Source organism: Segatella copri (assembly GCF_024330485.1).
In the GTDB taxonomy this organism is placed as follows: Bacteria; Bacteroidota; Bacteroidia; order Bacteroidales; family Bacteroidaceae; genus Prevotella; species Prevotella copri_L.
The window spans coordinates 1-12,998 of sequence record NZ_JANDWX010000035.1 but is presented as its reverse complement, the minus strand read 5'-3'; the positions used below and the strand labels follow the sequence as shown (position 1 = coordinate 12,998).

Genomic DNA, 12,998 nt, shown 5'->3' with positions numbered 1-12,998 from the left:
TCATATAAACTTTTTAAGATTATGAAAAAAATTATTATTGTAGCAGTTTGCGCATTCTGCGCTCTTACAGCTTCAGCACAGCGTGCAAGTAGCTCATCTTCTTCATTCTTCTCAACAGAGAAGGCTGATGGCGGCGTTCAGTTTGGTATCCGTGCCGGTCTCAACATGGCAGGTATGGCCTATGAAGAAGACAACGTGACCGTTTCTACAGACAATAAAACTAATTGGCATGTAGGCATTATCGCAGATATTCCTATGATGGAGAGTCTTTATGTTCAGACTGGTCTTTATCTCCAGAACAAGGGTTACAAGGAGAAAGAAGGAGACTATGAGTTGACAGCAAATCCAATGTACTTGGAAATTCCTGTATTGGCTTCTTATCGTTACAACTTTAGCGATGCTGCTCAGTTGCAGATTAATGTTGGTCCTTACTTCGCTTATGGCGTAGGTGGTAAGATTAAGGAAACAGATGATGGTGACGAAGACAAGTGGGATTGCTTCGGCGATAAGGGTGCAGATTGGAAACGTTTTGATTGTGGTCTGCAGATTGGTGCTGGCTTGACAATTGCTAAGAACTATTACATCGGTGCAGCTTATGAGTTTGGCTTCTCTAATATAGCCAAGAACTCTGGCGATGGCAAGTTGAAGAACAAGAACTGGATGTTCAGCGTAGGTTATAATTTCTAATAATACATCGTTGAACCTTGATAAAAGGGGATGCAATATTTGCTATAAGGATATTGCATCCCTCTTATTATTACAATCATTAAAAAACTTAGAATCATGAAAACAGCGAAATTACCTCTTTATTATATAGGTATGCTTTTGATGGCATTACCTTTCTTCTTTACTTCATGCAGTAGTGATGACGATGGCTTTACCCCTTCGGCTGGAGGAAGTGATACCGCAGGTCAGATAACTGGCAGCGATGGTGAGAAACTTTATATTACTTCTGTAGGTGACAATACTTTCAACTACAACTCAGAAGGAAAAATCACAAAGTGTAGAGCCTATGGTAGTGATGATTATATTTTCTCCTACAATCCATTCAAGATTTCTTATACCAATACTCATGGCAGTTATTCAGATGTGACAGAGTATTACGATATAGCGTTGAATAAAAATGGTTATATCGTCAACATGAAAACCCGCAGTACAGATCAGTCTGATAATGACGAAAATAAAGGCGAGGCGTGGTTCTCTTACGATTCCAAGGGACACCTGACTAAAATTGCCAGTTCTGGCACAGATGTATATTACGAGGATGGCGAGAAGGTAACAGAGAAGTATTCCTTGGAGTATAATTTGTCTTGGTCTAATGGTAAACTCACCCAAATCGTATGCAATGGAAGCGAAGATGGAGAGAAATTTACCGATACAGCTACATTTGAGTATGGTGACAACACCTATCCTAATATCACCAAGCAATGGACAGACAACTATATGGCAGATATAATAGAAGATATGGAATTCTTGTTCTATGTTGGGTATTTTGGTGTAGCTGGCGATTATCATCCAGTGTCTGCTTCCCAGCATGATAGTGATGGCGAAACTTCTACTTTCAGGTATAGCTACGAATTTAATGACGATGGTTCCGTAAAGGCTTCCAAGTATAAATACAATAACAGTAGATATTGGACAACAAGAAATTATACTTATATGAGTAAATAAAAGAACGGGAGAGTGTGTTTCTATTGAAAAATGCACTCTCTTTGTGCTTTTCTGGAAGATTTTTTGGCAAAAAACTTGTGGATGTGTAGTAAAATGCTTATTTTTGCCATAAAAAGAGAGTTTTAACGGAATATAGAAGATGAAAAGATTTGTTTGGTGTATATGCCTGCTGTTGGTCGTACTGTTGGGTTGCCAACGACCTGCGGAATCGGGTAAGACAGAAGAAGAACGAAAAGTGTTAGCTTGCATTGATGACTCAGTGGAAGCCATGTCGGTTCATGCTCCTGAAATTATAAAGAAAGCCTTGGCTTCGGCAACGGATAGCCTGACTTATTATGAATATTATATTCGCAAGGCAAAGTACTTCTGTCTGTCTGCCACCCCAGACTCGATGTATCCCATCTTGGATAAGACCATATCTTATTGCAAACTCCAGCCAGCTACAGAACGCCGTAACTCTCTATTGGCATACGCATACAATTGCAAGGCTATTGCTTATCATAATTATCGCAAGAATCCGGATGAGGTGATAAGACTCTATAAAGACGCCACAACCTTGTTGGCTAACAGCGATGCTAAAGACCAGATGCCTAAGGTTTGTGCCAATCTGGGCGATGCTTATATCTTCAAGAGTCAGTTGCCAGAGGCTGCGGCGTGTTATCGGCGTGCCCTGTTTCTGGTAGACTCGCTCGGGTTGCCGTCTAGTGAAAACATCACACTCTATCTCGGACTTGCCACCATCTATCTGCAACTCAACGATTTTGATACCTCGCTGAAGTATTATCAGCAGACAGAGAAGTATTTCTCGCAGATGTCTGTAGGCATGCAGGCTTATTACCTCAATAACTATGGCAACTACTATTATTATACCAAGAACTACAAGGCTTCTCTCCAGAAGTTTCTTGCCATGAAGGCTTTTCTCGAGAAACATCATAAGACAGATACCTTCGATATGTACCTCTGCAAGCTCAATCTCGCAGATGTATATCTCAATTTGGACAAAGTGGCGCTATCCGAGAAGTATCTCGACGAGATAGAACCCTGGTTTGCCGAAAATGGTAATGAGGTATCTATTTATTATGTCAATTCTATCCGTATCGGACAGGCGGTAAAGCAGGGGAATATGGCAAAGGTCAAGGATATCTTGTCACACGAGAAGGGGTCAGATAGCATGGAGTTTAGTCTTCGCCAGATTCGTAACCGTTATCTTCGCAAGTATTATGAGGCTATAGGCGATTATCGGGGAGCCTACGATAATCTGAGGACGGATGTCCAACAGAACGACTCTCTGGAGCATAACCGCATCAAGATGCGTGCATCAGAAATCATGGACCGATTTGCGCAAGATACCATTCGTTTGCACCATAACCTGGAGATGGAGCATAAGAATGCTGTTGTCCAGCGTGCCTATGCCATCACGGTGGCAGCAGTATCGCTGGTCGTTGTCATCATCCTGATCTTTGCTCTTCTTGTCATGCGCTCCCGCAAGCGAAATGCGCAAGATAAAATGCGCAACATGCAGTTGAGGCTAGCTTGTGTGCGCAACCGTATTTCTCCACATTTCGTGTTTAATGTGCTTAATGGTAAAATATTGAAATCGGATGAGCATGATGCCAATGACTTGCTCGACCTGACTAAGTTGATAAGAGCTAACCTCGACCTGTCGTGCCGTCTGGATGTGACGTTGCGCGAAGAGTTGGACTTCGTGAAACGGTATGTTGATGTGGAGAAACAGCTGGTGGGCGATGACTTCGAGTTTGCTATCAATATTGCCGAAAGTGTGAATATAGATCAGGTGCGCATCCCTTCCATGTTTGTGCAGATTCTCGTGGAGAATGCTTTCGTGCATGGTCTGAAGGGATGGGATGGACATAAGATTATCCATATCGGGATAAGCAAGGAAGGAAAAAACACCTGTATCAAGGTCAGAGACAATGGACCGGGATTTGACATCCGTAGTGTGGGAAAGAAGCGCACCGGACTGAACGTCATCACCCAAACTATCGTCATCGTCAACGAGCGAAATAAGAACAAGATGAACTTCTCGCTCAATAATGAACAGGAAAATGGAAAAGCCGTAGGATGTGTGGCAACGATAGTTATTCCAGATAATATCAAACTATTTATTTGACAAAAGAACCGCAAGATGAGAACAATCATTATAGACGACAATAAGCAGGCAGTCAAAGACCTGAACGAAAGGCTGGCCAGATTCTCCGAGGTAGAAGTGGTGGCAGTAGAGCACTCCGGACTAGACGGCCTGGCGAGGGTGAGCGAGTTACAGCCCGACTTGCTCTTCCTTGACGTGCAGTTGCCCGATATTTCCGGTTTGGATTTCCTGGACAGACTGGATTTCTTTACCCATGGCCGTTGCAGGGTGGTAATGTATACAGCTTACGATGAGTTTGTGTTGCCAGCTTTCAGAAAGAAAGCCTTCGATGTACTTCTGAAGCCTATTGATGACAAGGAGTTGGACATCATTATGCAGCGACTTGCCGAACACCCCCTTTTACCAACCCCGCAATCCGACGGGCAGGATAAGGACAAACTCATGTCCGACAACGGCAAGTTTCTGCTCTATACCAATACCATAGATTTCAAACTGGTTGACAAGCGCGACATCGCTCTCTTTCAGTATAATCATGAAGTGCGTTGCTGGGAGGCTGTGGTAGCGGGCAGCAAGGCTCCTGTCCGTCTGAAGCGAACCATCAAGGGTGATGACCTCCTGGAAGTGGACAAGCAGTTTATACAAGTCAACCAAAAGTTTATCATCAATATGAATTATCTGATAGAGGTGGTTGACAACGTATGCCACTTCTATCCGCCATTTGATAACATAAGCTATGTAAGGGTAGGACGCCTCTATCGCAAGAAATTGATAGACCGCTTTTATAGTCTTTGATTTTAGGCAAAAAAACTATTGAAATGTTAAAGACCTTGGCATCTTACTACTTTTAGTAGAAAAATCATACGCTTATCTGATAACCTCGGAGAAGTAATGATCACGCAAAGGTTTCACCACTTTATCACCCGTCAAAAAGAGCCAAAGATAACACTCTATCCTTGGCTCTTACCTTATTATATTTTAGTAGTAATTACTTGTTGAAATGAATTTCAGTAATTACTTTCTCTTCTTTGAATGCGCAGCTTTCTTGGCAGCAGACTTAGCTGGCGCTTTTGCCACCTTCTTCTCTGCTCCTACGGCTACATCTTCCTTCAATTCGCCAGCAGGCTCAGCCTTAACCTCAGGCTTTACGATGCTAACCAGCTCAAGATCGAACACCAAAGTAGAGTATGGAGGAATCTGACCAGCCTGACGCTCGCCGTAAGCCAACTCGTAAGGAATGTAAACCTGCCACTTACTGCCCACAGGCATCAGAGTAAGCGCCTCGGTCCAACCCTTGATCAATCCGTTGGCACGGAACTTATCTGTCTTGCTGCCACCATGCTTGGATGTAGCATCAAAAACGGTACCATCAATCAGACGACCCTCGTAGATAACTTCTACCTCATCGCTAGCCTTAGGCACCTCGCCATGACCTTCAGTAATCACCTTATACTGCAAACCGCTAGGCAACACCTTTACACCAGGTTTCTTGGCATTAGCAGCAAGGAACTTCTCGCCGGCACCAGCCAAAGCTTCCTTCTGGAAATCGGCAGCAGCCTTAGAGGTAAAGAATGTTGTATCATTAGCCAAAGCTGCGATAAAACCATTCTGGAACATAGCATGGCTGATAGAATCGCCTGTACTCTTCAACTCTTCCTTTGTGCCAGGATATACGCGCTTCTCTACCAGTTTGGCAACCTCCATACCTGCAGAATAAGCTACGGTCTTAGGATTGATTCCCATGGCAAGCGCATCCTTGTAACCACGAAGGAAATTCTCCATATAGGCAGTATCTACCTGAAAACTCTGCTGGATATAAGGAATCAGACCACGAGTGGCATTCATACCAGCTACATAACTCAAAGAATCGGCTGATGATTTCAACTCAACAAGAGTAGCCGCCTTCTTAACCTTCTTCTTGCTTGCAGCACTAGCTGTAAACAAAGAGGCACCCGCCACGAGGACGAGTGCTGTCATTAATATTTTCTTCATTTATAAAGTCCTCTATAAAAATGAGTTCCCACAAAAATTACTTGCCACCTACTGAAATCAACTCAATCTTGAAGATCAATACAGAGAATGGCTTGATCTGACCCTGCTCGCGCTCACCATAAGCCAACTGCTGAGGAATGTAAACCTCCCAAACAGAACCTGCTGGCATGTGAACCAATGCATCAGTCCAACCCTTGATAACCTGGTTAGCACGGAGATCTACGGCCTGACCACGCTTGAAAGAAGAATCGAATACCTTGCCGTCGATTGTCTTACCCTCGTAGTTAACCTTAACCATAGAAGTATCCTTTGGCATAGGGCCGTTACCCTCCTTGATTACCTTGTACTGAACACCTGAAGGCAGAGTAACAACTCCTGGCTTCTTCTTGTTGGCAGCGAGGAACTTCTCACCAGCAACCTTGTTAGGACCATATTCCTTCTCCATGTTCTTAGCCTTGATAGCCATCATCTTAGCCTGAGCTATCTGAGCAGCCTGCTCAACAGTCATCAAGCCCTTCTTGCCTGTAGTACCTGTGATGAAACCAGCCATGAAGTTCTTCAGAGAGATAGACTTTGTAGAATCCTCACCGAATACCTCGTGGTTGATGCCCTTAACCATCTGGTTAGAGATCTGCTGACCAATCTGGATACCTGCGTAGTAAGCAGCCTTCTTCTTGTCGTCACCAGCGTTGGCACCATCGTTAAGACCCTTGATGAAATCATCCATGTAAGCAGTATCAACGCCCATGCGCTCTACCAAAAACTCCTTCAGACCCTGAGTCTGAGACATACCCATAGCATAGCTCATTGTATCTACATCAGTCTTGAGATCTGCCTTAGGAGTAGAATTGCCACAACCTACGAATGTAGCAGCAGCACAAGCCACGAGGGCTCCGAAAAATAACTTTTTCATTTCCTTATTTATATTTTAAATCTTTATTTTTATCTATTATATTCCAGGATTGCCTTTACTTCGTTTAAATATATCTACTAACAGATTACTTAACGGCAACGAGCTCAACATCGAAAATCAAGGCTGAGAATGGAGGGATAGATGCACCAGCACCACGCTCGCCATAACCCAACTGATAAGGGATGAAGAAACGGAACTTGGCACCCTCGGTCATGAGCTGAAGACCCTCTGTCCAACCAGCGATAACCTGGTTCAATGGGAAGGTAGCAGTCTGACCACGGTCGTAAGAACTGTCAAACTTAGTACCATCGATAAGCGTTCCCTCATAGTGGCACTCAACCTGATCGGTAGCCTTAGGAGCCTTGCCATTACCTTCACGCAAAACCTGATACTGCAAACCGCTCTTAGTAGTGATGATACCATCCTTCTTGCCGTTCTCGGCGAGGAACTTCTCACCAGCTTCCTTAGCAACCTTGCCCTTCTCGGCAGCAGCAGCCTGAGCCTTAGCCTCCTGCTCTGCAAAGAAGTTCTGTACCAACTCCTGAGCTTCCTGCTCGCCGAGCTGAAGCTTACCGGCGATGGCATCCTTTACAGCCTGTGCAAAATCATCAATATTCAAACTCTCTGCACCCATAGAAGCCAACTGGCGACCGATGCCGATGCCCAAAGCATAACTTACTTTATCCATAAAATTTATTTATAATAATGTATTAATAATCTTAAAATGTACTTTTTGTCCTTAAAACGAGTGCAAAGATAACATTTTTCTCGCTTAAAACGATGTTATTTGCAGAAAAATTGCTAAATTTGTGCATTCTTAATAAAAAGATTAAGAAAATATGAATAATTAAAACGTGATAAGATGAAGAAACTCGTATTTTTAACCGGTGCAGGCATGTCTGTGGAGAGTGGTTTCAAAACTTTCCGTGGCAATGATGGATTATGGGAAAACTATCCTGTAGAACAGATAGCTACCCATGAGGGATGGGAAGCTGACCCTACCCTAGTAACAAACTTCTATAATATGTTGCGCCATAAACTCTATGCTGCGCAACCTAACGAGGGACATAAACTTATCAAGGAACTGGAAAAAGACTTCGATGTGACGGTAATCACCCAGAATGTAGATAATCTGCATGAGAAGGCAGGTTCCAAGAATGTAATCCATCTGCATGGCGAACTATCAAAGGTTTGCTCTTCACGCGACCCTTACGACTATCGCTACATCAAGGAATTACCTGAGGATGACTGCGAGGTAAAGCCGGGAACCGAAGCTGGAGATGGAAGCCTGTTGCGCCCATTTATCGTTTTCTTCGGCGAAAGCGTTCCTATGATTGAGCCGGCAGCCGAAGCTGTACAGCAAGCCGATATCTTCGTCATTATCGGAACCTCACTCAACGTTTATCCTGCTGCAGGTCTGATTTCATATACCAAGCCTCACATTCCTATCTATCTGATAGACCCAGGTGCCGTAAACACCAATGGATATTACAAGATAGAGCACATCATGAAAGGGGCTTCAGATGGTATGAAGGAACTGAAGGAAATATTGGAAAAATAAAAACATTCAGAATACCTAAACAATAAAAGCAAACGGAGAAGCATCCATTGATACTTCCCCGTTTGCTTTTATTACTTTAATTTCTTTCTATCAATAACATTCTGCATTACACAGCCTCAGATGTTCTGACTCCCATACGGGCCTCGGCGACATTAACCACATAATCACCCAGTTTTTCGCATTCCTGAATGATATCCATGTACAATGTACCTACACCATAGGTATAAAGATGGTTATCCACATCATCCAGGTTCTGGTTTCTCAACTGAGTACGATAATTATTAATCTCAGTCTCGATATTGTACGTATGGTTAAGATTGATAGAATGGCGTTCATGAGCAAACATATAGTTCATCTGAGTCAGCGCCTCATCTACCAACTTAAACATCTGATGAATGTTTTCACTCTGCTTGGCAGTAAACTCCTCCTTGTTTTCACCCTTGCGCTTAATGGTGCGGGCAAGATTAAAGCAACTGTCACCAATACTCTCGATTTCAGAAATCTCACGCAACATCGCACGGATCTTCGCCTTGGTATCATCACTCAGATGAGCATCGCTCACCTGATCAAGATACTTGGCAATCTCAATCTCCATATTATCAGAAATACCCTCATACTTCTCGATACGCTCATAGAGCTTGTCGAAAGTCTTGGAATCCTGAGTTTCCAGCAACTCTCTCACCATACCAAACATACGATGGATACGCTCGCCGAAACTGCCGATTTCCTGCTGTGCCTCGAAGACAGAAAGTTCTGGGGTCTTCATGATGCCAGCCTGGATAAAGCGCAAACGGAAATCTTCATCCTCCTTATCTGCCTTAGGCTTGATAAGTTTGCAGACAACTTTTTCCAACTGTGGGATAAACCAAATCAGAACGCCCGTGTTACAAACATTGAAACAGGTATGGAACATCGCCAGGACAATTGGCAACAACTTCGTCTTCTGTGCCGCAGACATACCACCATCAGGATCATACCCCACGATAGAGCAAACGAAATCTACAAATGGATAGAACAGGCAGAGAACCCAGATTACACCAAAGACATTGAATACTAGATGGGCCAAGGCTGCACGACGAGCCTGGGCATTGGCACCCAAAGCGGCAAGATTGGCTGTAGCGGTAGTTCCGATATTCTCACCCATCACCAAGGCTATGCCCAGATAGATAGGAAGTACGCCTGTAGAACAGAGTAAGATGGTGATAGCCATCACAGCTGCCGAACTCTGTACAATACAGGTTATAAGTGTACCAATCAGGAGGAAGACTACAATCGTAAAATGACTCTTTGTATCAAAAGATCCAAAGAAATCGATAACCGCCGGATTATGTTCCAGATCGAGAGCCTTACCCGCACTACTCAACAGAACGAGCGAGAAGAAGAGAAAGGCGATACCAAAAAGGAAATCTCCGAAATAACGGCGCTTCTTACTATAAATCAGCATAATGCCGAGGAAGAACGCAGGGAATACGACAATCGTTAAATCTACATTATAACCCAGCGACATAATCCATGCCGTAAACGTAGTACCAATGTTGGCACCCATAATAACGGAAATTGCTTGGGCTAAGGTCAGCAAACCTGCATTTACAAAAGAAACCGTCATAACGGTAGTTGCAGAGGAGCTCTGAACGGCACAGGTAATAAAGGTACCTGTAAGCATTCCCGTAAATCGGTTGGTTGTCATAGCACCCAAAATGTGGCGCAACTGAGATCCTGCCATCTTCTGCAAGGCCTCACTCATCACCTTCATACCATAAATGAGCAAAGCTAAAGAACCGAGAATCTGAAAAAAAATCACAAGATATTGACTTGTATCCATATTCATTTGTATTTGTGGAAATGTTTGTTACGTTTCGGTTGCAAATATAATAAGAATTTCCGTTATTACGAAATATTTGTTACCGATATTTCAAGTTGTAACAGTATTGTAACATCCAAGACCTCCTAAACACAATTTTAGAAAAACTACATTTACGAACAGACAAACTGAATTAATAAGCTATATTCTGCTCTGAAATACGAAAAATGAAGAAATATTATGGTCAGTTTTGCCTCATATTTAATAAAAAACGAAAAAAGATGCCAAGAAACTTTGTTTTCTCCTTTTTTTTTTGTTTCTTTGCCTTATAAAACTAATAATAGTCATAATTTATGGGAAAAGGTAAAAAAGGTGGCAAAAGAATGAACAAAGCGCAGCTCACTGAGATGCTGCAGGAATTCTTTGCCGAAAGACCGGGCGAAACGCTCAGCTTTAAAGAGATATTCCGTTCCCTCCATCTTACGACGCATCCGCTTAAGATGCTGGCGATTGACATTATGGAGGAAATGGCATGGGATGACTACCTGGCTAAGGTAAGTGATAATTCTTATCGCCTGAATCAAAGCATACAGGTGATGGAAGGTAAATTCGTTAGAAAGGCAAATGGCAAAAACTCTGTTATCCCTGATGATAGCGAGAAGCCTATTTTCGTTTCTGAACGTAATTCGATGGGAGCACTTAATGGCGACAGGGTGGAATTCACCTTCCTGGCTCGTCGTAAGAATCACATCAAGGAGGCACAGGTCAACAAAATCCTTGAACGCGCTAAAGATACCTTCGTAGGACGTCTGAAAGTAGATAAGGATCTGGCTTACCTCGTGACACCTGGCGATGTCTTTGCTCACAACATCATCATTCCTAGAAGAAAGGTGAAGGGAGGAAAGACCGATGACAAGGCAGTAGTCCGGATTATCGAGTGGCCGGATGGAGAAAACAAGAGTCCTATTGGCGAGGTTGTTGACATTCTTGGCCAAATGGGTGATAATGATGTTGAGATGAATTCTATCCTTGCTCAATATGGATTACCTTATAAGTATCCAAAGAATGTAGAAGATGCAGCCAACAAGATAAGCGGCGACATCACAGAACAGGATTACAAAGAACGAGAGGACTTCCGAAAAGTTTTCACTTGTACCATCGACCCGAAGGATGCCAAGGACTTTGATGATGCCCTCAGTATCCAGAGATTGGAGAATGGTAACTGGCAGGTAGGTGTTCATATCGCAGATGTGTCACATTACGTCACAGAGGGCAGCATCATCGACAAGGAAGCTGTGAAACGTGCAACATCTGTATATCTCGTAGATCGCACCATCCCGATGCTCCCAGAGCGTCTCTGTAACTTTATCTGCTCGCTTCGTCCTAATGAGGAAAAACTTGCGTACAGCGTCATCTTCGAACTCGACAACAATGCCGAAGTCAAGAACTATCGCATCGTACATACCGTCATAGAGAGCGACCGCCGATATAAATATGAAGAGGTACAGGAACTCCTCGAAGCAAATGGTGTGATTGATGGTACTGGCGAACCTGCTCCAGCCGAAACAAAGGAACATCCTTATCAGGGAGAAAACGCACTTCAGCTCATTACGCTTGACAGACTGGCTAAGAAACTGCGTGCCGCAAGATTCAAAAATGGTGCTGTTAAGTTTGACCGCGAAGAGTTGCATTTCGACGTTGACGAAAAGGGGAAACCAGTAAGCTGCTACTACAAGCGCTCTAAGGATGCCAATAAACTCGTCGAGGAATTCATGCTTCTCGCCAACCGTACGGTGGCAGAAAGTATCGGAAAGGTAAAGAAAGGAAAGAAGCCAAAGACGCTTCCTTATCGTATTCACGACAATCCTGACCCACAGAAGTTGGAAACCTTGCGTGAATTCGTTGTGAAGTTTGGTTATAAGATGAAAACAGAGGGTACGAAGGGCGCTACAGCAAGAAGTCTCAACAAGTTGATGTCTGATTGCGAAGGAAAACCAGAGAATAATCTCATCCAGATGGTTGCACTCCGTGCCATGATGAAGGCAAAGTACTCCGTTCACAACATCGGACACTTTGGACTGGCATTTGAATACTATACCCACTTCACCTCACCTATCCGCCGTTATCCGGATACGATGGTTCATCGCTTGCTTACCAAGTACGCAGATGGCGGCAGAAGTGCCAACGAGAAACATTACGAAGAACTCTGTGAGCATTGCTCTGAAATGGAACAGATTGCACAGAATGCAGAACGTGACAGTATCAAATATAAGATGGTAGAATTCATGGGAGATAAACTCGGCGAGGAATTCGATGCCCATATAAGCGGTATTACTTCTTACGGAATTTATGCTACCATAGACGAAAACCATTGTGAAGGAATGATTCCGATGCGCGACATCGCTGACGATTATTACGACTTCGACGAAAAGAACTTCTGTTTGATTGGTCGTCGTCACCATAATAAATATCAATTAGGCGACGCTATTCGCATTAAGGTGGCGCAAGCCAACCTGGAGAAGAAACAACTAGATTTCACCCTAGCCGGCGATTCGGCTCCTGTACGCAAGGAAAAGCCTGCAGCTAATACTTCTTCCAGCAAAGCGAAAAAGTCAAAGCAGAAGACACGAAATCACCGTAAAAACAAATAATATCAAATTGGGCTGACCTTATTGGTCAGCCTTTTTTATTTTGAATCTACACACATTTACAAAATCCAGGACCGAATAGGTAAAAAGATAAAAGGAGCCACGTAATCTGTGGGATAAAGCTGCGATAAGAAAGCAAAACTGCATGAAAACAAAAAAGCCTCAGAAATCTTTCGAAATCTGAGACTCTTGATAAAAGGAGGCGGCTACCTACTCTCCCGCATTGCATTGCAGTACCATCGGCGCAAGTGAGCTTAACTTCTCTGTTCGGAATGGGAAGAGGTGGGACCTCACCGCAATAACCA

General features: G+C 43.4%; 10 protein-coding genes and 1 rRNA gene. 6 read left to right on the top strand and 5 right to left on the bottom strand.

Going from position 1 to position 12,998, the window contains the following annotated elements:
• The first annotated feature begins 21 nt into the window (after positions 1-21).
• The 4 genes from NNC77_RS13970 to NNC77_RS13955 all read left to right on the top strand — a co-directional run bounded on the left by NNC77_RS13970 (position 22) and on the right by NNC77_RS13955 (position 4,573).
• Positions 22-687 (top strand): porin family protein, encoded by a 666-nt coding sequence (locus tag NNC77_RS13970; protein ID WP_254971439.1) that lies wholly within the window; start codon positions 22-24, stop codon positions 685-687.
• A gap of 96 nt (positions 688-783) precedes the next feature.
• Positions 784-1,671 carry a hypothetical protein gene (locus NNC77_RS13965; protein ID WP_254971436.1) on the top strand — a complete coding sequence of 296 codons (888 nt, stop codon included), beginning with the start codon at positions 784-786 and terminating at the stop codon, positions 1,669-1,671.
• A 139-nt stretch (positions 1,672-1,810) separates the two neighbouring features.
• On the top strand, positions 1,811-3,802 hold the full coding sequence (locus NNC77_RS13960; RefSeq protein ID WP_254971434.1) for a tetratricopeptide repeat-containing sensor histidine kinase: 1,992 nt from the start codon (positions 1,811-1,813) through the stop codon (positions 3,800-3,802).
• 15 nt (positions 3,803-3,817) lie between these two features.
• A complete protein-coding gene (locus NNC77_RS13955) occupies positions 3,818-4,573 on the top strand; it encodes a LytR/AlgR family response regulator transcription factor (RefSeq protein WP_118151744.1) in 756 nt (251 codons plus the stop codon).
• 219 nt (positions 4,574-4,792) lie between these two features.
• Here the strand turns inward: NNC77_RS13955 and NNC77_RS13950 are convergent, their stop codons facing one another.
• From NNC77_RS13950 to NNC77_RS13940, 3 genes are all read right to left on the bottom strand, one after another.
• Positions 4,793-5,770, bottom strand: a complete 978-nt coding sequence (locus NNC77_RS13950; protein WP_118079612.1) for an FKBP-type peptidyl-prolyl cis-trans isomerase — start codon at positions 5,768-5,770, stop codon at positions 4,793-4,795.
• Between the two features lie 37 nt (positions 5,771-5,807).
• On the bottom strand, positions 5,808-6,683 hold the full coding sequence (locus NNC77_RS13945) for an FKBP-type peptidyl-prolyl cis-trans isomerase (RefSeq protein ID WP_119229000.1): 876 nt from the start codon (positions 6,681-6,683) through the stop codon (positions 5,808-5,810).
• Between the two features lie 85 nt (positions 6,684-6,768).
• The gene (locus NNC77_RS13940; RefSeq protein WP_006848156.1) at positions 6,769-7,371 is read right to left on the bottom strand and encodes an FKBP-type peptidyl-prolyl cis-trans isomerase; all 603 of its coding nucleotides are present in this window, start codon (positions 7,369-7,371) and stop codon (positions 6,769-6,771) included.
• Positions 7,372-7,545: 174 nt separating this feature from the next.
• Here NNC77_RS13940 and NNC77_RS13935 point away from each other — a divergent pair, with 174 nt between their 5' ends.
• Positions 7,546-8,244: an SIR2 family NAD-dependent protein deacylase gene (locus NNC77_RS13935; protein ID WP_006848157.1), complete on the top strand. Its 699-nt coding sequence runs from the start codon at positions 7,546-7,548 to the stop codon at positions 8,242-8,244.
• 106 nt (positions 8,245-8,350) lie between these two features.
• Here NNC77_RS13935 and NNC77_RS13930 read toward each other — a convergent pair whose 3' ends face one another.
• A complete protein-coding gene (locus tag NNC77_RS13930) occupies positions 8,351-10,066 on the bottom strand; it encodes a Na/Pi cotransporter family protein (protein WP_118066590.1) in 1,716 nt (571 codons plus the stop codon).
• Between the two features lie 332 nt (positions 10,067-10,398).
• Here NNC77_RS13930 and rnr point away from each other — a divergent pair, with 332 nt between their 5' ends.
• A complete protein-coding gene (gene rnr, locus NNC77_RS13925; RefSeq protein ID WP_118141984.1) occupies positions 10,399-12,696 on the top strand; it encodes a ribonuclease R in 2,298 nt (765 codons plus the stop codon).
• A 194-nt stretch (positions 12,697-12,890) separates the two neighbouring features.
• Here rnr and rrf read toward each other — a convergent pair.
• Positions 12,891-12,998, bottom strand: a 5S ribosomal RNA gene (gene rrf / locus NNC77_RS13920); the annotation flags it as partial.